This is a genomic window from Pseudomonas sp. GW704-F2, assembly GCF_059423025.1.
This window is the reverse complement of sequence record NZ_JBWKXO010000009.1, coordinates 156,378-182,959: the sequence shown is the minus strand read 5'-3', so window position 1 is coordinate 182,959 and position 26,582 is coordinate 156,378. Positions and strand designations below refer to the sequence as shown.

Below are 26,582 nucleotides of genomic sequence, written 5' to 3'. Positions count from 1 at the left end.
GCTTACCAGAGCGCCACGGTGTAAAGCACCAGGAAACGGGTCTGGTTTTCATCGCGAAATGCCGCGCCAGCCGGGAAGTCATTGCGATAGATCGACTTGCGCGCCAGCAGCCCGACGTTCTTCAGCGGGCCGCTCTGGATCACGTAGCCCAGCTCCATCTGGAACTCGCGCTCCTTGCGATCCTCGGCGTTGAATGCCGCCAGCTCGATGTTATCGCCGCGCACGTAACGCAGCCGGCCCTTCAGGCCCGGTAAACCGGAAGCCGCAAAGTCATAGTCATAGATCGCCTGCCAGGTGCGCTCCTTGGCGTTGAGAAAGTCCGAACTCATGGTCAGTTCGCTCATGCCCATCAGCTCCGTCCCGGAGATATAGGGCGTGGCCGTCTCCCCACTGGAATGCATGTAGCCCAGGCTGAATTTGTGACCGCCCAGGCGGTAGCCAAACAACGCCGAGAGGTTGCGGTTATCCACGTTCCCCGCCTTGGCACTGCCGTCCTCGCGACTGAAGAAACTGCGCAGGTCGCTGGTGAGCACGCCATCGCCCACGGGTAGATTGTGCAGCAACGCCAGGGTGTCCTGCTGGTAGAGGTCGGCTATCTGCGAGTGATAGGCGCGCAGGCTGAGGTCTTTGTTGACCTGGTAGTCACCGCCGACGTAAGCCAGGTGCGAGGTGGTGGCGGTGGCGTTGAAACGCCGGTTGGGCGAGGCGATGGTCATGGCCTGGTAGCTGGTGGAGTCGCGTTTGTTGATGCGGTCGATATAGCCGGTATTGAAGGTCAGGCCGTCGATGTCCTTGGAGCTCAAGGTGGTGCCGCGAAAGGTTTGCGGCAGCAGGCGCGACGGGCTGGCAAAGGCGAACGGCAGGAAGATCGACACGTCACCGGTCTTCACGGTGGTTTGGGCAAACCGCAGCTTGGCGGTCGGCGCCAGGCGCGAGTACTCATCGGCGGCACGCTTGTCGCTGGCCGACACCGGCAACAACTCGGTGCCGCTGCGGTCCGGCGACGAGTCGAGCTTGACCCCCATCAACCCGCGCACATCCAGGCCAAAGCCCAGCGGGCCCGGGGTGTACCCCGATTCCAGGTTGAGGATGAACGCCTGGGCCCATTCTCGCGCAGCGGTCTTTGCACCGTCGTCCTTGTAGTCGCGATCCAGATAGTAATTGCGCAGGGTCAAGGTGCCGTGGCTGTCGTCGATAAAGCCGGCCGCCCACAGCTGGGAGGGCAACACGCTCAAGGCCAGCAACGCCATGACCAGGCCTGGCTTGCGGTTCGACACACAGGAGACGGACGCCACTGCAACGGCGTCCTCCATCGGGAGTTTTGGCATGTTCGTTGTCCATTTTTTGTTGTTGTTTTTGGGGGTGGCACACGCTCGGCCCGTTCGGCTTCGCCAACAGAGAATGGAAACAGCCGACGGCACTCGTCAACAGCAACTGACCGATAATCGAACATTAATAAAGCTATCTATTTTTATGATGAACACTGACACGCATCACAACACCATGAATTTAAAGCACTTATTTACTGTTTTTAGCATTTTTAATACGCCATTCATTTTTTAGTTATCTTTGTTATCTTAATCAGCAGCAGCCACTTGCGCTCGCCACCACAACAAAAACAACAACAATGAGGTTTGCCCATGGACAGTCCATCGCGTCGTTCGACGCTGACTATCGCGTTGTGCTTTATCGTTGCGCTGATCGAAGGGTTCGATCTGCAAGCCGCCGGAACCGCCGCCGCGGGGTTGCGCCAGAGTTTTGCCCTGGACCCGAAGATGCTCGGTTGGGTGTTCAGCGTCGGGATCATTGGCCTGCTGCCGGGGGCGTTCTTCGGCGGCTGGGTCGCCGACCGAATCGGGCGCAAGAAAATCCTGGTGATCGCCGTGCTGCTGTTCGGGCTGTTCTCGCTTTGCACCGCGTTTGTCGAAAGCTACTCGAGCCTGCTGTTGGTGCGCTTTCTGACCGGCCTCGGGCTGGGTGCCGCGCTGCCCAACCTGATCGCGCTGTGCGCCGAAGCGGTCAGCGAACGCAGCCGGGGCACCGCCATCAGCGTGATGTACTGCGGCGTGCCGTTGGGCGGCGCATTGGCGGCGGTGGTGGCGATGTTTTCCAGTGAACACTGGCAGACCACCTTTATCATCGGCGGCCTGGCGCCCTTGCTGGCCGTGCCGTTGATGATCCTGCTGCTGCCCGAGTCCAATGCCTTTCGCCAACAGCTCGACAATACCCTCAGTGCCCGCCCCTCCACTCGCCAGGCGCTGTTCGGCGAAGGGCGCGCAGGCACCACGCTGGCCTTGTGGCTCAGCTACTTCTTCACCCTGACCGTGATGTACATGCTGCTCAACTGGCTGCCGTCGTTGTTGCTCGAACAAGGCTTCAGCAAACCCCAGGCGGGCATGGTGCAGATGCTGTTCAACATCGGCGGCGCCCTTGGCTCGCTGCTCGGCGGTGTCCTGCTGGACCGCTGCAATGCCCTCAGAGTGGTGCTGTTCGTGTATGCCGGGTTGCTCGCGGCCCTGGCCGGGGTCGGGCTGTCGGTGGGCATCGTGCCCATGGCCATCGCCGGTTTCGCCGCGGGCTTGTTCGTCATGGCCGCGCAGTTGGTGCTCTATGCATCGGCACCGCCCTCCTATCCAACGGCGGTGCGCGCCACCGGCGTCGGTGCGGCCGTGGCCATCGGCCGGCTGGGCTCGGTGGCCGGACCGCTGGCGGCGGGACAACTGCTCGCCGCAGGTGCGGGCACCACAGGCGTCCTGCTGGCGACCTCTCCCGGGTTGGCGATCGCGGCGCTGGCCATCATCACCGTCATGGTGCGTAAGGCGCCACTGAACCTGTCCACCCCGGAAGCGGCCGGGCACACAAAAGCCTAGAACTTGTGCAGCCAATTGAGCACCAGTTTATTGCCCTCGGTGCGGTTCTCAGCCTGCTGTTCAAAGTAGGCGTTCACCGATAGCACGTTCTCCTTGTTGAAGGCGTATAACAGGCCTGGGCCCATGGCCCAGACCTTCTCCCGGCGCCCGCTCACGGCGTGCCCGTCCACCTGGGTGTCGGTGATCTGCTTCAACCAGTAGCCGTTCACCCCCACGCTCAGTTGCTGGCTCAAGGCATATTGCACGGTCAGGTTGGCATGCAACGCCTGGCCGGCCTGGGTATCGGAAACATCCCCAAAACCGGCCTGCGGCTCATCATTCTTGCCATTCCACAGGTACATGAAACGCCCGCTCGCCGACCACTTCGGGCTGAACCAGTACGTTGCCGCGTAATACGGGTTGAATGACCAGAAGTTGCTGCCTGGGTTGATCGAGCGCTTGCGGTCATAAGCCCCCACCGGCACCGAGATATCGGCTTCGACACGTTGGGTCAACAACGGGCTGCCATCGGCGCGGCTCAGGGTCGGCAGTTGCAGGAAGGGCCCCACAGTCACATCACCAAACCCGGCGCGAGAACTCAGCGCCGCATTGTTCAAGCCATCGTCGACATCTGCGTGGACCAGGGAGGTGTTGATCAGGGTGAGTCCCGGCATCGCACCATTGGCCAGGGGTTGCCCGAGGTAGATGATCTGCGTGGTGGGCGCCACCACGTCCAGGTCCTGCCTGGGCAACGCCAGCTTGTGACCGTTGGCGTCATTGAAGCGGCTGGCCCGGGAGTACGTCAGGTATTCCTCCAGGTACCAGCCAGGGCCGGCCGGGGCCGGTGAGCCGTCGTAGAAACTGGTGCTGCCGAGGTTGAGCCCGGGCAGGTCGTAAGCGTGTGCAATCGATGACAGTGCGACAAAAGGCATAGCCGCAACCGTCCGCAAGATAGGCTTGAGCATCTTGGATGTCCTGTATTTTTGTTGTTGTTCAAGACCCCCGGCGCGGAGGCGCCGCGCCGGGGTTTAGCGCCGTTGCAAGCGCTACACGTAGGTCGCGGCCAAGCCACCGTCCACCGGCAGATTGACCCCGTTGACCCAGCGCGCGGCGTCCGAGCAGAGGAAGGCAATCACCGCCGCCACCTCATCGGCCAGGGCTGGCCGGGTCATGCGCTGGCTGTCTGCGGCCACCCGTTCCGGCCCGAGCATGCTGACGAAATCGCCGAGAATCGGGGTAAACACCGGCCCCGGCGCGACGCAGTTGATGCGTACCGAGTGATCGCGAAACCAGCCCTGGGATTGCTGGAAGCTCCACACGATCAGCGCTTCCTTGAAGTACTGATAACAGTTGTCCTGCTCCACCGGGTTGGCCGCCAGCCACTGCTGCCCTGCCTCGAAGCTTGGCGTCGCGGCCAGGGCCTTGTGCCGTTCCAGCCGTTGCGGCCATTGCGCGCCGAGGACCGAGGCGACATTGACGATGCTGCCGCCCGCCGACATGCGTGGCAGCAGCGATTGGGTCAGGTGCCGCAGCCCCAGGTAATTGACCGTGGCCACCGCTTGCAAGGGCGCCGTACCGGGCACGCCGGCAATGTTGCACAGCCCATCGATGCGCGCCGGCAGGCGTGCCACCAGCGCATCGATGCTGGCAGGGTCGCCCAGGTCAGCCTGGACGAAGCTATCCAGGGTCAGTTGCGGTGCATGGCGATCAACGCCGATCACCGTGGCCCCCTGGAAGCGCGCAAGCCGCGCCAGCTCGGCGCCAATGCCGGAAGCGACGCCAGTGACGATCAAGGTTTTGTTCTGCAGGTTCATGTTCAAGCCCTCTTGTTTTTGTATAGGCATGGGTGGATCAAACCGATGAGCCAGGGCTCAGAACGGATAGGCAGGCGGTGTATTTTTCAGCGTGACCCACTGCCACTGGCTGTACTCGTCCCAGTCGGCCGGCCCGCCCACGCTGCCGCCATTACCGGAGGCGCCGCGCCCGCCGAACGGGTTGATGCATTCGTCGGCCACGGTCTGGTCGTTGATGTGCAACAGGCCGCAGTCAAGCCGCTCGCCGATGGCCATGGCGCGCCCGACCGACGGCGAGATGATGGCGGCCGACAGGCCGTACTCGGTGCGGTTGGCCAGTTCGATGGCCTCCTCGTCCGTGGCGAAGCTGACCACCGTGGCCACCGGGCCGAAGATTTCATCCTCAAACGCGCGCATCCCCGGACGCACGCCACTGAGCACGGTGGGCTGGTAGAACAACCGGTCATATTCGCCGCCCGCCTCCAACCGCGCGCCCGCTTGCAGGCTGTCGCTGACGATTGCGTGTACGCGCTGCAATTGCCGTTGGTTGATCAATGGGCCGAGCGCGGCCTCACTCCGGGCGGCATTGCCCACCGTCAACGCCCGGGCCTTGTCCACCAACTTGCGCGTGAGGCGTTCGGCGATGGATTCATGGGCGAGAATCAAGCCGGTCGCCATGCAGATCTGCCCCTGGTGCATCCAGGCGCCCCAGGCGGCATTGCTCGCGGCCAGGTCGAGGTCGGCGTCTTCGAGAATGATCAGCGGGTTTTTGCCGCCCAGTTCCAGCGCGACTTTTTTCAGGTGTCGCCCCGCCACTTCGGCGACTTTGCGCCCCGCCGCGGTGGATCCGGTGAACGCAATCATCCGCACATTCGGATCGCGGCACAGCGCCTCCCCCTCCGGCGCAGCGCCGGGCAACACCTGCAGCAGGCCCTTGGGCAAGCCCGCCTCCTCGAACAGCCGGGCGATGAGAAAACCACCGCTGACCGGCGTCTGCGGGTCGGGCTTGAGCACCACCGCATTGCCCGCCGCCAGCGCCGGCGCCACCGAGCGCAGCGACAGGATCAGCGGAAAATTGAACGGCGAAATCACCCCGACCACGCCATGGGGCTGACGCCGCGCATAGGACAGGCGCCCGGCTTCACTGGGCAGCACCACCCCGTGCGGTTGGGACAACAGCCCCGCCGCCTGATGCAGCAGCACTATCGCTTCGCGCACTTCGTGTTCACCCTTGAACAACGCGCCGCCGGTTTCCCGCGCGACATACAGCGCCAGTTCCGCGAAGGACTGCTGAGCCAGGTCCGCCGCCTTGCGAAACACCTCGGCGCGCTCCCGTGGACCGAATGCAGCCCATGCCGGCTGCGCCAGGGCCGCGTTGCGGCAGGCGATGGCGACGTCGGCCGGGGTGGCCATGGCGCAGCGCATCAGGGGTTCGCCGGTGGCGGGTTCGATCACTGGGATCACGGACCCCGAGGCGGGTATCCAATCGCCGTTGAACAGGCATTCGGACGCAATGGCCCGCTGTAGAAAGTGAGTGGTTTCAGACACTGACATGGCAACTCCGAGTTCTTGTAATTGTCATCGCCTGCACAGGGTGCAAACGCCGCATCAAGCCTTGAGCAAAGGCTGTGCCGCTTGCGCGCAAAGCTGCTGACGTAACGCGTCGACGGCTCTGGGTCGCGGCCCGCCGCGCTGCGCTCACACCCCACCGAGCGGTTGCCTGCAAGAACCGGGGTCCTGCCACTTGTTCAATTGATAAGGTTATGTTTAATAACTATCTGAGCAGTTACTCATATCGTTCACTCGCTTTGCAGGGGCATAACAATGACTAATCCCCCCAGTGCGCTGCCCGACGACCGGGTGGCCAGCGCGCCCTTCCATCCGCGCGGCGACAGCCGCCAACTCAGTGCTGGCAGTTCGCCCACGCCGGCGGAACTGACCGACTGCCTGTTTTTTTCTCCCGAAGACGGGCGTATCTGGCTCAACGATCAACGCATGTTGTTGCTGCACAGTTCGTCGTTCGGCGCCCTGCGCGGGGAGGTCATCGAGCGCCTGGGCCTGGAGCAGGCGCGCGGCCTGTTCACCCGCACCGGTTATGCCTCCGGCGCGCGGGATGCGCGGTTGATACGCGAGCGCTGGCCACAGGCCGATGCCGCCGCGGTGTTTCGCGCCGGGACACACCTGCACACCCTGGAGGGCATGACCAAGGTCGAGCCGCTGCACTTCAAGTTCGATGCCGATTCGGGGTTCTATGAAGGTGAGTTCCTCTGGCACCACTCCTGCGAGGCCGATGAGCATGTGCGCGCCTACGGCATCAGCCAGGACCCGGTGTGCTGGACTGAAACCGGCTATGCGATCGGTTTCGTCAGTGGCCTGTTCGGGCAAATGGTGATTTTCCGCGAAGTGGAATGCCGTGGCATGGGCCACCGCAGCTGTCGGGTGATTGGCAAGACGGCCGAGCAATGGGGTGACGTCGAGCAGGACCTGCGCTACCTGAATGTGTCCCAGGCCGTCACCAGCACCACGCTCGCGCCCACGCCCGAGCACCCGGTGAGCCACAGCGCCAGGGCCAACCCGCCGCAAACGCTGGTGGGCGCCAGCGCGGCGTTCAACGCCGCGACACAAGCCCTGCAACGCGTCGCGCTGACCCCGGCAACGGTGTTGATCAGCGGTGAGTCCGGGGTGGGCAAGGAGATGTTTGCGCGCCAGTTGCACCAGCTCAGTCACCGCCATGACGGCCCGTTCGTGGCGCTCAATTGCGCCGCCATTCCGGATAACCTGATCGAGGCCGAACTCTTCGGTGTCGAACGCGGTGCCTATACCGGCGCGACGCACTCGCGCCCTGGACGTTTCGAACGGGCCCAGGGCGGCACGCTGTTCCTGGATGAAATCACCAGCCTCAGCCTGGGCGGGCAGAGCAAGTTGCTGCGGGCCTTGCAGGAACGGGAAGTCGAACGGGTCGGCGGCGTGCGCGGTATCAAGGTGGATGTGCGCGTGGTCGCCGCCACCAATATCGACCTGCGTAAAGCCGTGGCTGACGGTACGTTTCGTGAAGACCTGTTCTACCGGCTGAATGTCTACCCCATCGCCCTGCCACCGCTACGCGAACGCAGGGACGACATCCCGCTGCTGATCAACGCATTCCTCACGCGCTTCTGCCAGGAATACGCGCGAACGCCGGCTGGCCTGACCATGCGCGCCCTGAAGGTTTTGCTGCGCTATGACTTCGCGGGCAATGTGCGCGAGCTGCAAAACCTGATCGAACGCGGCCTGATCGCCAGTGACGAAGGCCAAGCGATTGACCTGGTGCACCTGTTTCGCAACGAGCCGATGCCCGCCGATCCCTATGGCCTGGACGACCACGGCGGCCTGTCAAATAGCGGGCCGCAGCTAACCACCACAGCGCCCCGCCCTGCACTGCTGGACACCCTTGGCCAGCTGGACCAGGGGTTTTCCATCGACGGCCTTGAATCGCGCCTGATCAATGAAGCGCTGCAACAAAACGCCGGCAACCTGGCCGCCGCCGCCAGGCTCGTGGGGCTCAGCCGCGCTCAATTTGCCTACCGATTGAAGAAGCATCAGCGGCAAACCCCTTGAATGGCAATTAGTGCTTTAAAAGCTTTACCCAATTAAGTATTTTGCAGGGATACCGGGGCGACAAGCGCCCCTCTTTTTACTCGTGACAAGGATCTCCTGTGAGCGGACTGCGTGAACGTCAGAAAGCCGAACGCCGGCAAGCCATCAGCAAGGCCGCGATCGAACTGTTTGAACGCCAGGGTTTCCAGAACACCACCATCGAACAGATCGCCAGCCAGGCCGGGGTGTCGCCGCCGACGGTGTTCAAGTACTTCGGCAACAAGCAGGAAATCATCCTGGAAATCCTGCACCACGCCGATCAACGCGCGATCATCGACACCCGCAGCCGGATCCACGAAATAGACGACCCGGTCGAGGCGCTCTGCCACCTGGAACGCCTGCTTACCGGCTATGCGTTGGAAGTCATGCACCCCAGCCTGTGGCGTGAACTGCTGCCGCTGATTCTCTTCGGTGGCAACAATGAACTGCCGGCAGGCTATCGGGCCATGAACGATGCGCTCAGGGCCGAAATCAGCGAATTGCTGCGGGAATTGCAACGGGCCGGCAAGCTGCGCCCGCAGCTCGATGTGGAATTGGCCGCGTTCCTGTTGAACGACTATTCGCACCTGCAACTGTTCCGACTGGTGAACCAGGAACACCCGGATATCGACGCGCACTCTACCCAGGTCAGGCGTATCACCGAGTTGCTGTTTTACGGCATGCAGGCCTGACCCATTGCGGGGTCAGGCCATACTGATCAGCGGTTGCTCTTGATGGCGGTCCAGGTGCGGGTACGGATGCGCTCCACGGCGGCCGGGATCGGCTCCAGGGCGAACAGGGTCTTGCGCGCTTCCTCCGGCACATACATGTTGGGGTCGTTGCGGATGCTGGCGTCCACCAGCGCAGTGGCGTCCTTGTTCGGGTTGGGGTAGCCGATCTTGTTGCTGATGCGCGCAATCACGTCCGGGCGCAGGATGTAATTGATGAACGCATGGGCCTCTGCAGTATCGGGCGCATTGGCCGGGATCATCATCACGTCCGCCCACATCGGCGCGCCTTCCTTGGGCAGTGCCATCTCGACCTTGACGCCCTTGCCGGCGGCATCTGCCAGTCGCGTGGCCAATGCGACACCGCCGGACCAGCCCACACCCACACAGATATCACCGTTGGCCAGGTCCATGCCGTAGCGCGACGAGTTGAAGTAAGTGACATAAGGGCGAATCTTCATCATCACGGCCTGGGCTTGCGCATAGTCCTCACGCTTCTGGCTATTGGGGTCGAGGCCCTTGTAGTGCAAGGCAATCGGCAGGATCTCGTTGCCGGCGTCGAGGAAACCCACGCCACAACTGGCGAGCTTGGCGAGGTTTTCTTCCTTGAAGATGATGTCCCAGCTGTTCATCTGCACGTCGGCGCCCAGGGCTTTGCGCACCTTGTCGACGTTGTAGCCGATCAATGTGGTGCCCCATAGGTACGGCACGGCGTAGCGATTGCCGGTGTCCCCCACCGCTTCCAGGGATTTCATGAACTCGGGGTCCAGGTGCTGCCAGTTCGGCAACTGCGCGCGGTCCAACGGTTGGACGGCACTGGCGGTGATCAGATGCCCCAGGTTGGCGGTGCCCGGAAATACCACGTCATACCCGGAGTTTCCCGTCAGCAGCTTGGACTCCATGGTTTCGGCGCTGTCGAATACATCGTAGATCGGGCGGATTCCGGTCTCTTCCTGGAAGCTCTTGAGCACTTCCGGCGGCAGGTATTCGATCCAGTTGTAGATCCTTACGGTTCGTTCTTCGGCCAGGCAAAAACCGCTGATCAACAACGAAGCAACAGTGCCCAACACGGTATTACGCAAAAAACTGTTCATGATAAAAACACTCCAGCGCGGCCGCAAAGGCTCGCGGCACTTAATAGCGATAGGTGAAATACAGTTCCAACGCACTGAAGGTCTGGTCGTCACCGAACACCTGCTTGGCGGCGGCCAGTGGCTTGACCCAGTTATAGGACAGCGACGTATAGAACGACGGCGTGGGCGTCCAGTCGAGGAATATCACGCTCTCATCGGCAAAGCGCCGATCGCGGACCGCCGCGCCCATGTAGTTTTTCTCATCGAGCCAGAACTGGTAGTGAATGGCGCCGAGGGTCAGGGTCTCGTTGAGGTGGGTCTTGAGCGAGAACTGTTGGACATTTTCGTTGCTGTTGAACAGCAGGTAGTTGCCGACCACGTCGCCGACGAGCCACGTACTCCAGTCGACGAAGCCCTTGCTCAACGGGTCCCAGGCTTTCTGGCGGTTATCGCTGAGGTTGTCATCACCGGAAAAGCTCGCGTAGCGATAACCGATGACGGGCGTCAACGGCAACGTGCTGAAGGCATAGTCGGCCTGGCCGTACCAGGCGTTGGCATCGTAATCGACCCCCTCGCCGCTACCGCGCTCCAACGCGTACTCCGCATTCAGGGTCAGCGCCGGTACGCCGGGCACCTTGGCATTGAGCGCCCGCAGGTTGTACACCTGCATGCCGTCGCGACGACGAGGCAGCGTGCTGCCTTTGGGCCCCAGGGCGTTGACCCGCATGGCCATGGCACCCAGGGTCACTTGGTCGTCGAGGTTGTAATCGAGGTTGACGCCGGTCATGCGGAAATCACCCAGGTCATCGTCGGTGCGCAGGGTGAATGCCTGAGACTTCAAGGCGCCATGTTCCCAGGCCAGGATCGCCGAATCCTTGAAGGCGGTTCGAGGGCCCAGCCAGTAGGCGCCGTCCTTGAGCTGGTCCAGGTTGCCGTCCATGACGATGAACCCCGTACCGACCATGTAGTTCTGGCGGCCAGCCGTGAACTTCCACTCACCGGCGCGGAACCCGCCGTACAGTTCTTCAGCGGCAACCTTGCCGTCGGAACTGCGGGTAAAACCGCCCGCGTCGCCGTCGCCGAACGTGCTTGCCGCGACCAGGGAACCGCCGGCCAGCAAGCTGAAATCGGGTTGCAACGCATACTCGAGTTTGACCCCGGGTTTTACGTAGAACTCTTGCCAGTCGATCTTGGTGCCGCCATTTTTACCGTTGCGCGCATCGACCCGGCCGCTGCCGAAGTTGACGCCGCGGGTTGATAGCGTCGCGCCCCCCGCGGTGAGGTTGACTTCGCCCTTGAGATCGCCGTCCTCAAAGGTGTAGCCCGCCAACGCGACGTGGGTGGTCAAGGGTAAGCCGACCGCTATGAGCGCTCGAGAGAAACGCTTGATGAAAACCATAAGAAGCTCCTGTGTGATTATTGTTGTTACAGGGCAGTCAATGGCGACGCAAAGCGCCGCCAACACATGGCAAAGCCAGGTGAATAGAACGCAAGACTCTTATTTTTCGGGGTGTGTCAGTGACTCAGGTGAGCGCTGATAGCGCGCAGCATTCGCACGCTATCGGCATCGAACGGGCCGACCGCATCGGTCAGCGACGATTGCTTGACGATCACGACGCCGGAGGGCTTGTCGATGAACAGGTACTGGCCGTGGATGCCACCGGCCATCAGGGCCTGGCTGTGATCGTTGAACACGTACCACTGGCTTCGATAGGACGCACCCGGTGTCCAGCCGGAGAACTCGGCATTTTGCGCGTAGATCGCCGGATCCCCGCCGCCGGCGATACGTGCCACGGTCTCGGGCGACAGCAGCTCAACCCCCTCGTGACAGCCATCGTTGGCCAGCAGACGACCGAAGCGCGCCATGTCTCTTAACGTCGCACTGAAACCCGCCCCGGCGACGTTACGTCCCCAGGGATCAGCCATGAAATAGCCGTCGCGATCACAGCCCAGCCGGCTCCAGATTTCTGCCAACAACTGACTGCAGGCCTTGCCCGAGGCGCGCTCCATGACCCAAGCCAAAGCTTCGGTGGTCGCGGTCACGTAATGGAAAAAGCCACCGTGGCTGGCGCGCTTTTTGAGGGATGGCAGGTACTGGTACAACGACTCGAATTGGGCGTATTGCGCCGGTGCCGGTTGAAACCCGCAGGCGTAACCGTACTGCGAACTCTCCGAGTTGGGATCGTCGTACACCTCGCTGTAGTCGATGCCCACCGCCATATCGAACAACTGGCGCACCGTCGCATCGCCAAACGCGCTGCCCACCAGTTCGGGCACGTAGTACGCGACGGGTAACTCGGGCTCGAGCACGCCACTGGAAACCAGCTGTTCGCCAAGGGTGCCGATCAGCGACTTGGTCACCGAAAACATGATGTGCCGGTCGCAGGCCTGCTGACCGTTGAAGTAGCGCTCGAACAATACCGTGTCGCCCTGCATCACCAAAAAGGCGTCGGTCTGGCTGGCCTCGAGGTGGTCGATAACGCTGATGCTCAGCCCACACTCACTGTCGAAACACAGCTGGTCCAGCGCATTGGGAGCCTGCTTGAGCGTACCGACCGGCCCTGGGCCCGCCGGTACGTCAATAGTGGGGCGCAAGCGCGCCAGGTTGCGGAACCCCCACTGGCTGAAGGGCGGACGCATCCAGTTGTGCCACGTGACTCGGTGTTCCGGCTCGGCGGGAAAGCCATGCATCAGCAAAGGGGCCGCGCAAGTGGCCGACGACGATTCAGTGGCCTCGACGTAAAGCGTCGCAAGAAAAGACGGGTTTTTATGACTCATCGGGAGATGACCCTGGAGATGACTCTGCATGAGAGCAGATGCGCAGAAATCATTACCCGATATTTATTTTTAGTCAATAAAACTTTTTACTCGATAACACTCGTTCTGCTATCGCTGCATCGAGCCGGTCGCCGGCGGTGAGCCGCACATTGGCCGTCATGAAAAGCACACTCCACACCGACCTCAGAAATCAACCGTGGCCGACAACTGCAAGGTGCGCGGAGATCCCGGGGAAAATGCGCCGTAGGAGGCGACGCCCGACCAGTACTCACGGTCGAATACGTTCTGCACGGTGGCGCGGAACGTCGTAGGTCGCCCTTCTATCTTCGTGGCATAACGCGCGCCCGCATCGATGCGAGTCCAGGCGTCCAGTTCCTGGGTGTTGGCCTGGTTGACGTATTGGCTGTCGGTGTAGATCGCGCCGCCGGTCAAGGTAAAGCCTTCCAGCCATGGGGTATCCCATTCGGCCCAGAGGTTGGCCTGGATGTCGGGTACGCCGACCGGTTTGTTGCCCCGGTTGGCTGCGGTGGCGGACTTCGTCAACTCGCCGTCGAGGAACGTCACGCCCCCCATCAAGCGCGTGCCCGGCGCGACTTCCCCGTACAGGCTCACCTCCACGCCACGGTTGCGTTGCTCCGATTGCACGGAATACACATTGTTGGCACCCAGCTCGCCGCTGGGTTTTTCGATCTGGAACAACGCCACGGTCGTGATGAACGTGTGGTGTTCATACTTCACGCCGAGCTCGTGCTGTTTGGACACATAAGGGGCGAATGTCTGGCCGCCGTTGTTCGCGGTGCCTGGGGCGGTATCGCCCTTGCTCAAGCCCTCGACATAGTTGTAATACAAGGACACGTCATCCCAGGGCTTGACCACGACGCCCAGCAACGGCGTCGTGGCAGTGTCTTTGTTGCGGGAGCTGACAGCCCCGGCGGCATTGTAGTTACGCGACTCGATCGCTTGCCGGCGCAGGCCGAGGGTCAGTTGGAGGCGGTCGTCCAGCATGCCCAGGGTGTCCGTCAGTGCGACGCCGGACAGTTCCGTTTCCGAAATGCGCAGCACCTTGGGGGCGTCGAGGTATTGCTTGGGCGTATCCACCGGGTGATAGATGTTGGAGCGGATCTCCTTACCATTGGTGATGCCTCGGGACAGTTCGTCCCGGTAACGGGTCGCCATCAGCGTGGTCATGTGCGTCACCGGCCCGGTGGCGAACAGCCCGCGAAGGCCCACATCGGCGGTCGAACGGTCGACGTTGAACTTGTAGTAACCCGGGATATTGCTGGTATCGCCGGCGTCGTTGAGGATCCTGGGCACCTGGTCGGACAGGCGCTTCACATCCGACTTGCCCCCGCCGGCATGGGCGAACACGGTCAGCGCATCGCTCAAGTCATACTCGCCGCCGAGCAGTGTCGACTGTTCCTTGGTGTCCGACCACCCCCATTTTTGCGGCAGGCTGGTGCGGCCATTGGCGGCAGATGGCACGTCGATGCCCGTTGCGACGGTGAAGGGGCGCGAGGCGCCGTCAAAGTTTTCTTTCTGGCTGATGTAGTCAAGGTTCAGGCGCAACCGCTCGCCGCGATAATCCAAGGCAATGGCCCCGATATCCACCTCGCGCTTCTGATTATCGACGGCGGTGTCGCCGCCCTGGAGGCTGCCGTTGAAGCGCAGGCCAAACTGGTTTTCTTCACCAAAGCGCCGGCTGATGTCCAAGTGGCCGCCCACTTGAGAGTCCGATGCGTAACTGCCGGTAAAGCGCGTCAGGTCTTCATCCAGCGCCCGCTTCGGCACGATGTTGATGACGCCGCCAACGCCGCTGTTCGGCGAGACACCGTACATCAGCGCACCGGGCCCTTTGAGCACCTCGATGCGTTCGGCGTAGTCGGTGAACGTCCGGTAGTTCGGCGCCACACCGTACACGCCGTCATAGGCCAACTCGCCAAGGTTGCCTTCGCCGATGGCAAACCCACGGATGAAAAACGAATCGACGATACCGCCCGTCTGCCCCGTGGACCGCACCGAAGGATCGCGTTCCAGGGCGTCGGCCGCCGTCACTGTTTGCAGGTCGGCCAGGGTTTTGGCGGTGTAGCTGGTCACACTGAACGGGGCGTCCATCACATCCTTGTTGCCCATCATCCCCAGGCGCGCGCCACGGGCGACCTGCCCGCCGGCCAGTACCGGCGGCAATGCCGTGGGGCCAGCCTCGCGGGCGTCGATGGTGGTGGTGTCGAGGATCAGGCTCTGCGCGCTGTCAGGCGTTGACGCGTCGCCCGCTGCGGGCTGTGGCGTAGCCGCCGAGGCATTGGCGCTGCATGCGACCAAGACGACATTCAGCATGGCGCTCCGAATCGCGAGGGTTAACACACGTTCACCATAGGGACGACAGATAACGGGCATGACGAGAGGATCCTTTCAACGTAGGAAAATGGGAATCACTCCTAATGCCAGCCGACTTGCGAAAAAGTATCATCCCTCCCTGTTTTTTTACCGGGTTCATCCGCCGAGGCCGTCCCATGTCCCATGCAGGTGTCATTCAGGGTTCAAGTGTCAGAACCCTTGTTTATCTTTTGTTCGCGATCCAACTGGTCTCCATGGGCGCGATGGAAATGAGCGGGCCGTTCTGGCCCGTACACCTGCGCGGGCTGGCCTCTTCGGAGGCGCTTTTCAGTTTCGCCAGCATCGCTGTGTACGTGGGACCGATGCTGGGCATCATGCTGACCAGTGCGTTCTGGGGCCGTATCGGCGATCGATACGGGCACAAGTTGATGATGATCCGCGCGCTCGCCGGGTTGTCCTTGACCCAGCTCGGCCTGGCGTTTTTCAGCGACATCTGGGCGATCCTGGCCCTGCGTTTCCTGCAGGGTGCCTTCGCGGGCTACATTGCCCCGGCGCAGGCCTACGGCGTGAGTATCGAAAGCCCGTCGCGCCGGGCCCGGCTGTTCGCGATTCTGCAGATCTCGACCAACGTCGGCTCGTTGCTGGGCGCCGTGCTCGGCGGCCTGATTCTCGATTACGCGACGTTTTTCTGGATCAATATCGTGGCCTCGGTGTTATGTGCCGCCTGCACGGTGATCGCCGCCATGACACTGCCGGACGTCCCCCCCGTGAAAAAAACCGCGCCGGTAAACACCTGCGCCCCCGCCCAGGCCAGCGCTGCCGGCTGGCGCGGCTCGCCCCTGCTGTCGCTGTTGGGCATCATGGGGATTCTGCTGTTGGCGCGAATGCTGCCCCAGACTTCGTTCTCGCTTTACGTCAGCTCCACATTCGATGTCAGCCACTCAGTGGTCGGCCTGTGCTACGGGCTATTGGCCCTGGGCTTCATTCTTTCGGCGACGGCATGGTCGCGCTACTTCGAGCAGCGCTCTCTACGCCAGACGCTGCAGCGCATCACTTACGTGGTGATCGGTTGCATCGCGCTGACCGCCGTGGCGGGCATTACCCGCAACCCCGTGGTGTTTATCCTGGCCTACTTCGTCTGGGGAGTACTGCTGGGTGCCACGACGCCAGTGCTGATGGCCCTGATCTCGACCACCGCCGACAGCGCCCGACAGGGCTATGTACTGGGTATCGCGCAAAGCACCGCGCAGTTTGCCTCGATTGCCGGTATCTGCATCGGCGGCTTGCTCAGCCAAGCGTATGGCCTGCCCTACACGTATCTGTTCGTTTGCCTGGCGTATGCGCTGGCGCTGGTGCTGATCGTCGCCCTGCGTTATTGGCCCGCGGGCAAGCAACCCCACCGAGTCGCGGGTCGGGATTGAACCAGGTGCCTGGCGATGAAGGACACGCCAGCACAGGGGATCGCACCGATCGCGGGGCACTGATCCCCCCTTGCTTTTCAAGCATCTTGTCAACTAGCATTGGGAATACTTCTCAATTAGATGCACGCCCGCGCCATGAGCCAAACCCACTCCGCGAACAACCCGAGCCACCTGCGCGCGATTGAGGCCCTGTACAGCGGGCATCACAGCTGGCTGTACGCGACGCTGAAAAGAAAACTGGGCAACGCCATGGATGCGGCGGATCTGGCGCAGGACACCTTCACCCGCATCCTGGCTTCACAGGTCACGGTAATCGAGCAGCCTCGCGCCTACTTGAGCTGCGTGGCCAAGGGCATCCTGATCAACTGGTACCAGCGCAAGGCGCTGGAGCGCGCCTACCTGGAGGCACTCGCCAATGCGCCCGCGCAGGATGTGCCGTCGCCTGAATCGCACTTCATGGTGCTGGAAACCCTGCACGAAATCGACGCCATGCTCGATGCCCTGCCGCCGCTGGTGAAGCGGGCGTTCCTGCTGTCGCAGATCAACGGGCTGAAATACGACGACATCGCCAAGCAACTGGACGTCTCGCTGATCACCGTCAAACGCTACATGAAACAAGCGTTCCTGCACTGCATGATGATGGTCGAATAGATGCGCTCGCTGCGCAGAGAGCCACCGCTGAATCCCGACGTGCTTGAAGAAGCCGCCGAATGGCTGATGCGTTTGAGCGACAACGGGCTGAGCGACAACGAACGTGCCGAGTGGGAGCGCTGGAAGGTCAGCAGCCCCGAGCGCGATCGCGCGTGGTCGCGGGCGCAATTGCTGCAAAGCAAGCTGGGCGGCTTGCCATCTTCCCTGGCGATGTCGGCGCTGGATCGGCCAAGCAATCCGGAGCGGCGTGCGGCCCTGGGTAAATTGGCCCTGCTGCTGGCGGTGATACCGGCGGGTTGGGGCAGCTGGAAGCTGGTGGAGTCAGGCCGATGGTCGTCCGACTACCGCACTGCCGTGGGCCAACGACGCGAATTGACCCTGGCCGATGGCTCACGCATCACGTTGAATACCGACACCGCCATGGATGTGCTGTTTGATGGCCAACAGCGGCTCATCCATCTGCGCGAAGGCGAAATACTGGTGCAGACCGCACCGGATACCGCTTCCGTCCCCCGCCCCTTCCTCGTCATCACCCGACAGGGCCGCATGCAGGCCCTGGGCACGCGCTTTACCGTGCGTGAACTGGGCCCGCGTACCCAGCTCGCCGTACTGGAAGGCGCAGTGAAAGTGGAACTGGCCGAAAACCGCCAAACGGAGCCGCTGATCGTCAACGCCGGGCAGCGCACCGACTTTTCCTCACAGACCTTTGGAGCGCTGACTGCCGCCGGTCGCTACGTCGGTGCCTGGGCCCAGGGCATGCTGATGGCGGACAAGATGCGCCTGGCGGATTTCGTTGCCGAGCTGGCGCGTTATCGTCGTGGTTTTGTGCGCTGTGATCCGGCCATTGCCGACCTGCGCGTCTCCGGTGCCTTCCCGATCAGCGATACCCAACGCACCTTGAACATGCTGGTGCAAACCTACCCGGTGCTCGCCACCGGCCATTTGAACGGGTATTGGGTCACGCTGTCGCCCGCCTGACGCCGCGAAGGCAAACCTCGCAAAAAAATAAAGCGTTGCCAGGCTGATACTTTTTTTGATCTCAACTGGCAATGAAGGAACAGCCACTTCCTCTCGCCACAGGGCCCCCCATTGATGCCGGTCATTCGCAGCGCGTTGCTCAGCCTGACCCTGATCGGTGCGGCCTGCCCTTTGGCCCGGGCGGACGCGCCGGTGCAGCTGGATTCAGTGACCGTGCGCGCGTACAACCTTGCCCCCGGACCGCTCGGCGCAACCTTGTCGAGCTTTGCCGTGGAGGCCGGCATTGCCTTGTCCTTCGAGCCGTCGATCACTGAAGGGTTGATCAGCCCAAGGCTTTCTGGAAATTACTCGACCCAGGCGGCAGTCGCGCATTTGCTGGCCGGCAGTGGCCTGGACATGCTGCTGCGCAACGACGGCAGCTACACCTTGGCGCTCCGCAGGGTCACCCTGGCGCAGACCACGATCAGTGGCCACGACCAGCCGGCCGAGACCTTGCCCCCGGTGTATCCGGGGGGCCAGGTGGCCGCGGGAGGACGCCTGGGCATGCTGGGTAATACCGATGTAATGGACGCCCCCTTCAGCGTCAGCACTTACACCTCGTCGCTGATCAAGGACCAACAGGCAACGACCGTGGGCGACGTGCTGGAGCGCGATTCGTCGGTCCGCGCCACCGGGCAGACCGGCGGGATTGTCGATTCTTTTTTTATCCGTGGGTTTCCGGTCGGCGAAGGCAACCTCGGTGAGCTGGCCTTCGACGGTGTCTATGGCGTGGCCTCCAACTATCGGGTGTTCACCGAATACGCCGAACGCATCGAGGTCGTCAAAGGCCCGAGCGCACTGCTCTACGGCATGTCGCCCAACAGTGCCGTCGGCGGGGTGATCAATGTGGTGCCCAAGCGCTCCCTGGATGAAGACTTGACGCGGTTCACCGCCAGTTACGCCCAGGATGCGCAACTGGGGAACCATATCGACATCAGCCGGCGCTTTGGCGAGGAACGCCGATGGGGGGTGCGGGTCAACGCCAGTGTCCAGCAAGGCAACACCGTGATCGACGACCAATCGCGCGCCGTCGGGCTCGGTGCCGTGTCCCTGGACTACCGGTCCGATCGCCTGCGAGGCAGCCTGGACCTGATCTCCCAGCAAGAAAAGTTCGACGCGGCATCTCGACCGTTCCTGATCGACACGGGCGTGGAGATGCCTTCCGCCGCCAATGGGCGGACCAATGTGAGCCAAGACTGGGGCTGGTCCGAAACCCGTGATAAATCCGCGTTGCTCAGCGGTGAATACGACCTCACCGACGCCTTGACCGTCTTCGCCCATGCCGGTGGCGGCAGGTCGGCTGTCGCGCGCATGTCCGACCAGACCCCAACCCTCCTCAACGCCGCCGGCGACACCGCCTCGACACCCGGCTATTACAAGTTCAACGTGCAGCGCTACACCGTCGATGCGGGCACGCGCCTACGCTTCGACACCGGGCCGGTCGGCCACGTCACGGCCCTGCAAGTCTCGCGTTATCGCGACGAGTTGTCCCGTGGCATCACATCCGGCGCGGTCATCCTGTCGAACATCTACCACCCGATCGATCAGCCCAAGCCTTCGATTGCCGAGCCGGATACGCCAAAGGTCTCCGCGACGCAATTATCCGGCATCGCCATCGCCGACACCCTGTCGGTGCTCGAGCAACGCCTGCAGGTCACCTTCGGCCTGCGCAGACAGCATATTGAGTCGAGCAACTACAACGCCTCCGGTACGCTGAGCACGTCGTATGACGGAGGCAAGACCACGCCGCTGTTCGGGGTGGTGGTCAAACCCTGGGACCATGTGTCGCTCTACTACAACTACCTTGAGGGCCTGAGCAAGGGCGACGTCGCCCCGGCCAACGCCGCCAATGCAGGCCAGATCTTCGCCCCTTACGTTTCCCGGCAGCAGGAGATCGGGGTCAAGCTCGACTACGGCACGTTCATGTCGACCCTGGCGCTGTTCCAGATCAAGAAGCCCAGCGGCGAGTTGTCGGGCGGGACGTTTTCGGTGCAAGGCGAACAGCGCAATCGGGGCATCGAGCTGAACCTGTTTGGCGAGGTCGCCCCAGGCGCGCGCCTGCTCGGGGGGGTGACGTTGCTGGATGCGCAGTTGACCAAAACCGGCATTGCCGCCAACCGAGGCAACACCCCGGTCGGCGTGCCGGATGTACAAGCCAACCTCTGGGCCGAATGGGACATCCCCTGGGTCGAGGGGCTGACGTTCACCAGTGGCGCGATCTATACCGCCCGCCAGTACGTCAACCAGGCCAACAGCCAACAACTGGATCCCTGGACTCGCATCGACCTCGGCGCACGTTACACCACGCGTATCGCACAGCGGCCGACAACGTTCCGCGCCACGGTGCAAAACCTGTTCGATCGCGAGTACTGGTCGGGTGTCGCCTCTTATGGAGCGTTTTCCCAGGGCTCGCCACGCACGCTTTTACTCTCGGCCACGGTCGACTTCTGACACCTGCAAAGGCTTTAACCATGGTTACCATCGTTCGACGCAGCCACGCCTTCGCGGCGCTGTTAGTGGCTGGCTTGCTCGGGGCTTCACTGCCCGCCCCCGCCGCCGAGGCGGATACCGCGCGCCGTACCGTCACCGACCTGCTTGGCCGCGAGGTCAAGGTCCATCTGCCGGTCAGGCGGATGATTCTCGGGGAGGGTCGCCAGTTGTACCTGGTCGCCGCCCTGGATACGCAAAACCCCATCGAACGCATCGTCGGCTGGCGCAAGGATCTGATCCAGTCGGACCCGGACACCTACGGAGCCTACCTGCGCAAATTTCCCGCCATTGCCAGGATTCCCACCTTTGGCGGTTTTGAAGACGGGACCTTCGACATCGAACAAGCGATCGCCCAGCACCCCGACGTGATCATCCTCAACATCGAGGCACAGCATGCCACCGAGGATGCGCGCTATATCGAGAAGCTCGATGCCCTGGGCATACCGGTGGTGTACGTCGACTTTCGCAATCAACCGATGCAGAACACCGAGCCGACCATGCGCCTGTTCGGCCGACTGTTGGGCAAAGAAGCGCGTGCCGAGGCTTTCATTGATTTTCGCAACCGGCAGATCCACCGGGTGACCGACGTGATCGCGGCGCAGCAGCCTGTGCGCCCCGCGGTGTTTATCGAACGCATCGGCGGTTACACGGACGATTGCTGCCTGAGCTTCGGCAACGAAAACTTCGGGCTTTTTGTCGACATGGCCGGTGGCAACAATATCGCCAGAGGCATTATCCCCAGCACCTTCGGCCAGTTGAATCCCGAACAGGTCATCGTCGCCAACCCGGCGCAGGTGGTAGTCACCAGCGCCAACTGGGAGGCGTTCGCCCCTGGCGGCCATTGGGTCGGCGTCGGCCCCGGCGCCGACATGACGCAAGCCCGGCACAAACTGGCCTGGTACACCCAACGGCCAGCCTACGCAGGGATCAAGGCGCAGGACAACCAGGCCTTTCATGCAATCTGGCATCAGTTCTACAACAGCCCTTACCAGTTCGTGGCCATCCAGCAATTGGCCAAATGGTTTCATCCCACGCTGTTTGCCGACCTGGACCCCGAGGCCTCCTTTCGCGAGCTGCACGAGCGGTTTCTGCCGGTACCTTACGAGCCGGGCTATTTCGTCAGTTTGCGCACCCCCGAGGTCAAGCCATGAGCGCACCGAGCGACACCCTGGTGGTGCAGCGCGAGACCTACCGCCGCCTGGTGCTGCGCAAGCGGCTGATCCTCGCCGGGCTGATGACGCTGCTGCTCTGCAGTGTCCTGCTTGACCTGGCCCTGGGCCCGGCGAGTTACAGCCTGCGCGAAGTACTCGGCGCACTGTTTTCACCGGACGACGCTTCGGCGCAGGTGCGCGTGGTGATGTGGGATATCCGCCTGCCTGTCGCCCTGATGGCGGTTGCCGTGGGCGCGGCATTATCACTGGCGGGTGCGCAGATGCAGACCATCCTCAACAACCCTCTGGCCAGCCCCTTCACCCTGGGCATTTCTGCCGCCGCCAGCTTCGGCGCGGCCATGGGCCTGGCGTTTGGCGTGGCCCTGTTCCCATTGGCGGCACAGTACATGGTGCCGGTGAACGCGTTCGTCATGGCCATGCTCTCTGCCTTGCTGATCCACTTCCTGAGCATGCGCCGCGGCGTCACCGCTGAAACCATCGTGCTGCTCGGCATTGCCCTGGTGTTCACGTTCAACGCGTTGTTGGCCCTGGTGCAGTTTTTTGCCACCGAACAAGCCGTGGCGGCCGTGGTGTTCTGGACCATGGGCAGCCTGACCAAAGCCACCTGGCCCAAACTCGGTGTGATCTGCCTGGTGATCGTGGTCACCCTGCCGATTTTCGCCAGGCGCGCCTGGGCCCTCACAGCCCTGAGGCTGGGCGATGACAAGGCCGCCAGTTTCGGTATCAACGTGCGCAGCCTGCGCTTTCAGACGTTGATCATGGTCAGCCTGCTCGCCGCGTTTCCCGTGGCCTTCGTCGGCACCATCGGCTTTATCGGGCTGGTCGGCCCGCACATTGCGCGGATGTTGATTGGTGAAGACCAGCGGTTCTTCCTGCCGGCGTCGCTGCTGACCGGCGCACTGATTCTGTCCGTCAGTTCGGTGGTCAGTAAGACCCTGATTCCGGGCGCGATCTTTCCGATCGGCGTGGTCACATCATTGATCGGCGTGCCGTTCTTCATATCTCTGATTCTCAGCGGGAAGAAAAACTCATGGTGACGATCCAACTGGAGAACCTTGGTGCCCGCTACGGTCAGCGCACGATCATCAGCGGTGTCACGACCGGCGCATTTATGGGTGGCCAAGTGGTCGCGGTGGTCGGCCCCAATGCCGCCGGCAAGTCCACCCTGTTCAAGCGCATGGCAGGCTTGATCGACGGCCCCGGCCGGGTGATTCTGCAGGGCTCGAAAAAGGGCGTGCGGGGCATCAGCTACATGCCGCAGGGCTTGAACGGCAGCGCTCGATTGACGGTGTACGAATCGGTGCTTCTGGCACGTAAACAACTGTCGCCCGGCTGGGTCGTCCACGATGATGAGCTGACGCTGGTCGACGAGATATTGCAGGCGCTGGGGATCACCGGCCTGTCCTTTCGCAACCTCGGCGAACTCAGCGGCGGGCAGCAACAGCTCGTGTCCATCGCGCAGACCTTGGTGCGCGAGCCGGAGATCCTGTTGATGGACGAACCCACCAGCGCCCTCGACATGCACCGCCAGGTCCAGGTGTTGGACTTCATGCAGGCATTGGCCCGCCGGCGTCGGGTCATTGTGTTCATCGCCATCCATGACCTGAACCAGGCGTTACGTTTTGCCGATCAGGTGCTGGTGATTGCGGACGGTACCGCACAAGGCAGTGGCGCGAGCCGTGAGGTCATTACAGAACAGATGCTGCGCACTGTGTACAAGGTCCAGGCGCGCATTGAACAGTGCAGTCGCGGGCAGCCTCATATCCTGATCGACGATATTGTTTGAGGGCGGCGAGCACTCCAGCCTGCTATTCCACGGCCGCGCCGGCCATCAGTGCCTGGGCTTCGATGGGCGGCGCATCCGGACAGTGTCAACGGGTAACTTGATCCCGAGGTCGAACCGCGCTGATCAAAAGTCGTCCTTTACGTTTCCATCATTGATCTTGAACTCCCGGTGTTGCAGATAAACGCTTCGAATGAAGTTGTATTTATCCCCGGTGATGAGCTTTTCAGATTTCATGTATTGAGCGCGTCCGTCGATCATGCCCAGGCCGTACAGGCTATTACGCGTCGGAACGTCGCCGATGTAACGAACCGGGTTGGCGTAGATATCGGGAAAGATGGCCGGCGCATCGCGAAGTGTGCTGGGCCCCAAGAGCGGCAGCACAAGATAAGGACCACTACCTACCCCCCAGTAACCGAGGGTTTGACCGAAATCTTCGTCATTGCGCTGCAGCCCCATGGGCGTCGCGACATCGACCAATCCTGCCAGGCCAATGGTGCTGTTGAGTAAGAAGCGGCTCGTATCAACCCCGGCGTTATAGAACTTGGCTTGAAGTAAGTTGTTCGCCAGGTTCTTGACCTCCCCCAGATTGTTGAAAAAATTATGCACGCCGTCTTGCGCAATGCGCGGGGTAACAAATTGATAACCCTGGGCAAGGGGTTTCAGTGCGTAGGTATCCAGCGTGTCATTGAATGAGAAAATGGGTCGGTTGATACGCTCCCACGGGTCCTTGTCGGAATCCGCCTGGCAAAGGGCTGAAAGCGTTATGAAACTGGCGCAGGTCAGTACCTGAGCGCAACGGCTTAAAGTGGAACGAGATGCACGCATGTTGATTTCCCATTGAATGAAGTCAGCCGATTTGACGCGCGCCAGCGCGTCGGCCACTTCGCGGAACGCGGTCTGCAGGGTCTGCTGATAAGTCTGTATCTGGATGTCACGCTCGACCTTGGCCGAATCCAGGGTCGCGCGGTTACTCCCGGCGTCGAAAATCGGCACGCTGATGCTCGGGGCAAAGGTCCAGGCACCGCTGCCGGATTTGAACAGGCCGGCCAATGCCGAGCTGGACGAGAAGGCCATCCTGCGTCGCGGGCCCCAACTGCTGGTCAGCTCGGCGCCGCGCCTGCTGATCGACGAAGCGCAGTATCGCGCCTCGATAGACGGCATCGCCCTGGACCTCACCCCCCTGGAACTGCGACTGCTCAGCACCTTTGCACGTTCCGCCGGGCGGGTATTTTCCCGTGACCAACTGCTCGACAAGATCTACTCCGACCACCGCGTGGTCACCGACCGCACGGTGGACAGCCATATCCGCAACCTGCGGCGCAAGCTGGAGCAGGCGTGCCCAGGGGAAACGCCCATCGAATCGTTGTATGGGGTCGGTTATCGGTTTCAGCTTTCCGAGGCCTGATACCTCGGAATAATACACATCGGCACCGTCAACGAGGCGCAAGCGGAACGCCTGCATCCATCTCCAGATACCGGAGCACGCTAAACCTAGGTCAGATTCAACCCGCCGTCTGAGAGGAGTATCTCGCCGGTCAAGTCGTCCGACTCGACCAGCATTACAACTACCGCATAGGGAATAGATGCGCCCTTAGGACGGATACCGGCATGCGAACTGATGTTTACGACGCAACCTGCTCGACGGTAACGGGCGGCATCGCGCAATGCCGACTCGGCAACGCGACTAGGTGGAACGGCGCCACGACATTAACCTCGTTAAGTTCGTGCCACCACTAACGGGTCCGCAGCTTCCCCTCGGTCAAGTTTTTTGACGGGGACTAAGCCTCCAAAAAGCCAGCGACCACTGTCCAGTAAGATCAGTGTAGAACGCAGTATTTCTAATCCAATGAGCCGCGGAGCGCCGGGGAGGCAGTTTTTTAGTATGGATTTTTCTCGCTCAAGCCAGGCGATCCGAGCTTCCAGCTCCTGAATGTTCTGCTGCTCTGGGGTCAGCGTCTTGCTCTGCGGCGTGACGCCTTGGCGCCCTTTCTGAACCTGGTCAACCCAGCGGCGCAGCGCTGACTCACCAATGCCGAGTGAGCGGCTGGCTTCGATAAGACAATGGTTTTCAGGTTGCTGACAGGGTAAACCAACGGCTCGTATTCAGCGCATGGCGACCAGCTTGACGCCGAACCCCAGCAGGCAAACGCCGGCCAAGCGCTCCAGCAGATTGGCGATGCGCGGGTTGGCCCGCATGCGCTGAGCGAGCTTGTGGGTCAATAGGACGGCTATCAAACCATAGAGGAACGTCACCACCGCTACGGTCGCGGCCATGAACGCGAATGTCACTATGCCCTGATGCTTCACCGGATCGACAAACAACGGGAAAAAGGCCATGTAGAAGATGATCGCCTTGGGGTTGAGCAACGTGATCATCATGGTCTGACGCAGGAAGTGGCCGTTATCCATCCGGCTCTTGCGCGGCGCGGCCCCAGCCTGACTAAACAACATTCGCAGGCCCAGCCACGCCAAGTACGACGCACCCAACCATTGAATGAGATGGAACGCTGCCGGATACGCGGCCAGCAGGGTTGCGACGCCAGCGACCGCCAGCCATAAGAGCACCTGGTCACCGAGTATCACTCCGCATGTCGCAGCCAAACCCGCTTTTATCCCGCCTTTGCCGGTCGCCGTGATGAGGGCAAAATTGCCGGGGCCAGGAATGGCCAGGACGATGATGAAGGCGATGATGAAAGCGCCATAGTCGGTCACGCCAAACATCGGTTATCTCCCGCGCAGGATGGTTTGGGACGCAAAACCTATCATCAACCTCGCCTCAATATCTAGCGATGCAGGTGAGAAAACCATCCAGAAACTATCGGCAAAAGCGATCAACTGCGCTTCTCGTCGTGAGGAGCCAACGGTATTGGCAGCC

20 protein-coding genes and 4 pseudogenes are annotated in these 26,582 nt (G+C 61.9%); 11 read left to right on the top strand and 13 right to left on the bottom strand.

The annotated features are described in order from the left end of the window. Positions 1-2 precede the first annotated feature (2 nt). Complete coding sequence (locus AC07W0_RS10680; RefSeq protein ID WP_026140144.1) at positions 3-1,328, bottom strand: OprD family porin; 1,326 nt, start codon at positions 1,326-1,328, stop codon at positions 3-5. 312 nt (positions 1,329-1,640) lie between these two features. Between AC07W0_RS10680 and mhpT the strand changes: the two genes are divergently transcribed. Further along, entirely contained in the window at positions 1,641-2,870 is a 1,230-nt protein-coding gene (gene mhpT / locus AC07W0_RS10675; protein ID WP_017847936.1) for a 3-(3-hydroxy-phenyl)propionate transporter MhpT, read from the top strand. Here mhpT and AC07W0_RS10670 read toward each other — a convergent pair. From AC07W0_RS10670 to AC07W0_RS10660, 3 genes are all read right to left on the bottom strand, one after another. Next, positions 2,867-3,814, bottom strand: a complete 948-nt coding sequence (locus tag AC07W0_RS10670; RefSeq protein WP_017847937.1) for a SphA family protein — start codon at positions 3,812-3,814, stop codon at positions 2,867-2,869. The two genes, mhpT and AC07W0_RS10670, sit on opposite strands and share 4 nt — an antisense overlap. 81 nt (positions 3,815-3,895) lie before the next feature. Then, on the bottom strand, positions 3,896-4,663 hold the full coding sequence (locus AC07W0_RS10665) for a coniferyl-alcohol dehydrogenase (RefSeq protein ID WP_046383966.1): 768 nt from the start codon (positions 4,661-4,663) through the stop codon (positions 3,896-3,898). A gap of 57 nt (positions 4,664-4,720) precedes the next feature. Next, on the bottom strand, positions 4,721-6,196 hold the full coding sequence (locus AC07W0_RS10660) for a benzaldehyde dehydrogenase (protein ID WP_102617402.1): 1,476 nt from the start codon (positions 6,194-6,196) through the stop codon (positions 4,721-4,723). A gap of 270 nt (positions 6,197-6,466) precedes the next feature. On the opposite strand from AC07W0_RS10660, the gene AC07W0_RS10655 reads away from it, so the two are divergent. Together AC07W0_RS10655 and AC07W0_RS10650 are read left to right on the top strand one after the other, a co-directional pair. Continuing rightward, complete coding sequence (locus AC07W0_RS10655) at positions 6,467-8,239, top strand: sigma-54-dependent Fis family transcriptional regulator (protein ID WP_102617403.1); 1,773 nt, start codon at positions 6,467-6,469, stop codon at positions 8,237-8,239. Positions 8,240-8,337: 98 nt separating this feature from the next. After that, positions 8,338-8,949, top strand: coding sequence for a TetR/AcrR family transcriptional regulator (locus tag AC07W0_RS10650; RefSeq protein ID WP_017847941.1), 612 nt, complete (start codon positions 8,338-8,340; stop codon positions 8,947-8,949). A gap of 26 nt (positions 8,950-8,975) precedes the next feature. Here the strand turns inward: AC07W0_RS10650 and AC07W0_RS10645 are convergent, their stop codons facing one another. The 4 genes from AC07W0_RS10645 to AC07W0_RS10630 all read right to left on the bottom strand — a co-directional run bounded on the left by AC07W0_RS10645 (position 8,976) and on the right by AC07W0_RS10630 (position 15,230). Next, complete coding sequence (locus AC07W0_RS10645; RefSeq protein ID WP_102617404.1) at positions 8,976-10,079, bottom strand: polyamine ABC transporter substrate-binding protein; 1,104 nt, start codon at positions 10,077-10,079, stop codon at positions 8,976-8,978. A gap of 40 nt (positions 10,080-10,119) precedes the next feature. Beyond that, entirely contained in the window at positions 10,120-11,457 is a 1,338-nt protein-coding gene (locus AC07W0_RS10640; RefSeq protein WP_046383971.1) for an alginate export family protein, read from the bottom strand. Positions 11,458-11,573: 116 nt separating this feature from the next. Further along, on the bottom strand, positions 11,574-12,836 hold the full coding sequence (locus tag AC07W0_RS10635; protein ID WP_102617405.1) for a serine hydrolase domain-containing protein: 1,263 nt from the start codon (positions 12,834-12,836) through the stop codon (positions 11,574-11,576). Positions 12,837-13,019: 183 nt separating this feature from the next. Then, positions 13,020-15,230: a TonB-dependent receptor gene (locus AC07W0_RS10630; protein WP_102617406.1), complete on the bottom strand. Its 2,211-nt coding sequence runs from the start codon at positions 15,228-15,230 to the stop codon at positions 13,020-13,022. A 116-nt stretch (positions 15,231-15,346) separates the two neighbouring features. Here AC07W0_RS10630 and AC07W0_RS10625 point away from each other — a divergent pair, with 116 nt between their 5' ends. The 7 genes from AC07W0_RS10625 to AC07W0_RS10595 all read left to right on the top strand — a co-directional run bounded on the left by AC07W0_RS10625 (position 15,347) and on the right by AC07W0_RS10595 (position 23,707). Next, positions 15,347-16,591, top strand: a complete 1,245-nt coding sequence (locus AC07W0_RS10625; protein WP_102617407.1) for an MFS transporter — start codon at positions 15,347-15,349, stop codon at positions 16,589-16,591. Between the two features lie 135 nt (positions 16,592-16,726). Then, positions 16,727-17,242, top strand: coding sequence for a sigma-70 family RNA polymerase sigma factor (locus AC07W0_RS10620; RefSeq protein WP_079445008.1), 516 nt, complete (start codon positions 16,727-16,729; stop codon positions 17,240-17,242). Continuing rightward, a complete protein-coding gene (locus tag AC07W0_RS10615; protein ID WP_102617408.1) occupies positions 17,243-18,220 on the top strand; it encodes a FecR domain-containing protein in 978 nt (325 codons plus the stop codon). Positions 18,221-18,334: 114 nt separating this feature from the next. After that, the gene (locus tag AC07W0_RS10610; protein WP_102617409.1) at positions 18,335-20,710 is read left to right on the top strand and encodes a TonB-dependent receptor; all 2,376 of its coding nucleotides are present in this window, start codon (positions 18,335-18,337) and stop codon (positions 20,708-20,710) included. Between the two features lie 20 nt (positions 20,711-20,730). Then, positions 20,731-21,900: an ABC transporter substrate-binding protein gene (locus AC07W0_RS10605; protein WP_102617410.1), complete on the top strand. Its 1,170-nt coding sequence runs from the start codon at positions 20,731-20,733 to the stop codon at positions 21,898-21,900. Continuing rightward, a complete protein-coding gene (locus AC07W0_RS10600) occupies positions 21,897-22,958 on the top strand; it encodes a FecCD family ABC transporter permease (RefSeq protein WP_046383977.1) in 1,062 nt (353 codons plus the stop codon). The genes AC07W0_RS10605 and AC07W0_RS10600 overlap by 4 nt, the downstream gene beginning before the upstream one ends. Further along, the gene (locus tag AC07W0_RS10595; RefSeq protein WP_017847952.1) at positions 22,952-23,707 is read left to right on the top strand and encodes an ABC transporter ATP-binding protein; all 756 of its coding nucleotides are present in this window, start codon (positions 22,952-22,954) and stop codon (positions 23,705-23,707) included. The genes AC07W0_RS10600 and AC07W0_RS10595 overlap by 7 nt, the downstream gene beginning before the upstream one ends. A 123-nt stretch (positions 23,708-23,830) precedes the next feature. Here AC07W0_RS10595 and AC07W0_RS10590 read toward each other — a convergent pair whose 3' ends face one another. After that, entirely contained in the window at positions 23,831-24,532 is a 702-nt protein-coding gene (locus AC07W0_RS10590; RefSeq protein ID WP_104904560.1) for an MlaA family lipoprotein, read from the bottom strand. 84 nt (positions 24,533-24,616) lie between these two features. Continuing rightward, positions 24,617-24,781, bottom strand: a pseudogene (locus AC07W0_RS10585) (TolC family protein); the annotation flags it as partial. Here AC07W0_RS10585 and AC07W0_RS10580 point away from each other — a divergent pair. Then, positions 24,774-25,112 (top strand): annotated as a pseudogene (locus AC07W0_RS10580) (winged helix-turn-helix domain-containing protein); the annotation flags it as partial. The pseudogenes AC07W0_RS10585 and AC07W0_RS10580 overlap by 8 nt on opposite strands. An 86-nt stretch (positions 25,113-25,198) precedes the next feature. Here the strand turns inward: AC07W0_RS10580 and AC07W0_RS10575 are convergent. The 3 genes and pseudogenes from AC07W0_RS10575 to AC07W0_RS10565 all read right to left on the bottom strand — a co-directional run. After that, positions 25,199-25,437, bottom strand: a pseudogene (locus tag AC07W0_RS10575) (short-chain dehydrogenase); the annotation flags it as partial. Between the two features lie 145 nt (positions 25,438-25,582). Next, a pseudogene (locus tag AC07W0_RS10570) lies at positions 25,583-25,762 on the bottom strand (transposase); the annotation flags it as partial. A gap of 48 nt (positions 25,763-25,810) precedes the next feature. Beyond that, positions 25,811-26,428 carry a LysE family transporter gene (locus tag AC07W0_RS10565; RefSeq protein WP_046383985.1) on the bottom strand — a complete coding sequence of 206 codons (618 nt, stop codon included), beginning with the start codon at positions 26,426-26,428 and terminating at the stop codon, positions 25,811-25,813. Positions 26,429-26,582 lie beyond the last annotated feature (154 nt).

Coding starts and splice junctions, on each gene's coding strand:
- AC07W0_RS10670 (WP_017847937.1), bottom strand. CDS start 3,814: ATGCTCAAGCCTATCTTGCGGACGGTTGCGGCTATGCCTTTTGTCGCA.
- mhpT (WP_017847936.1), top strand. CDS start 1,641: ATGGACAGTCCATCGCGTCGTTCGACGCTGACTATCGCGTTGTGCTTT.
- AC07W0_RS10590 (WP_104904560.1), bottom strand. CDS start 24,532: ATGCGTGCATCTCGTTCCACTTTAAGCCGTTGCGCTCAGGTACTGACC.
- AC07W0_RS10605 (WP_102617410.1), top strand. CDS start 20,731: ATGGTTACCATCGTTCGACGCAGCCACGCCTTCGCGGCGCTGTTAGTG.
- AC07W0_RS10565 (WP_046383985.1), bottom strand. CDS start 26,428: ATGTTTGGCGTGACCGACTATGGCGCTTTCATCATCGCCTTCATCATC.
- AC07W0_RS10600 (WP_046383977.1), top strand. CDS start 21,897: ATGAGCGCACCGAGCGACACCCTGGTGGTGCAGCGCGAGACCTACCGC.
- AC07W0_RS10620 (WP_079445008.1), top strand. CDS start 16,727: ATGAGCCAAACCCACTCCGCGAACAACCCGAGCCACCTGCGCGCGATT.
- AC07W0_RS10625 (WP_102617407.1), top strand. CDS start 15,347: ATGTCCCATGCAGGTGTCATTCAGGGTTCAAGTGTCAGAACCCTTGTT.
- AC07W0_RS10665 (WP_046383966.1), bottom strand. CDS start 4,663: ATGAACCTGCAGAACAAAACCTTGATCGTCACTGGCGTCGCTTCCGGC.
- AC07W0_RS10640 (WP_046383971.1), bottom strand. CDS start 11,457: ATGGTTTTCATCAAGCGTTTCTCTCGAGCGCTCATAGCGGTCGGCTTA.
- AC07W0_RS10680 (WP_026140144.1), bottom strand. CDS start 1,328: ATGCCAAAACTCCCGATGGAGGACGCCGTTGCAGTGGCGTCCGTCTCC.
- AC07W0_RS10655 (WP_102617403.1), top strand. CDS start 6,467: ATGACTAATCCCCCCAGTGCGCTGCCCGACGACCGGGTGGCCAGCGCG.
- AC07W0_RS10595 (WP_017847952.1), top strand. CDS start 22,952: ATGGTGACGATCCAACTGGAGAACCTTGGTGCCCGCTACGGTCAGCGC.
- AC07W0_RS10660 (WP_102617402.1), bottom strand. CDS start 6,196: ATGTCAGTGTCTGAAACCACTCACTTTCTACAGCGGGCCATTGCGTCC.
- AC07W0_RS10630 (WP_102617406.1), bottom strand. CDS start 15,230: ATGCCCGTTATCTGTCGTCCCTATGGTGAACGTGTGTTAACCCTCGCG.
- AC07W0_RS10610 (WP_102617409.1), top strand. CDS start 18,335: ATGCCGGTCATTCGCAGCGCGTTGCTCAGCCTGACCCTGATCGGTGCG.
- AC07W0_RS10645 (WP_102617404.1), bottom strand. CDS start 10,079: ATGAACAGTTTTTTGCGTAATACCGTGTTGGGCACTGTTGCTTCGTTG.
- AC07W0_RS10615 (WP_102617408.1), top strand. CDS start 17,243: ATGCGCTCGCTGCGCAGAGAGCCACCGCTGAATCCCGACGTGCTTGAA.
- AC07W0_RS10635 (WP_102617405.1), bottom strand. CDS start 12,836: ATGAGTCATAAAAACCCGTCTTTTCTTGCGACGCTTTACGTCGAGGCC.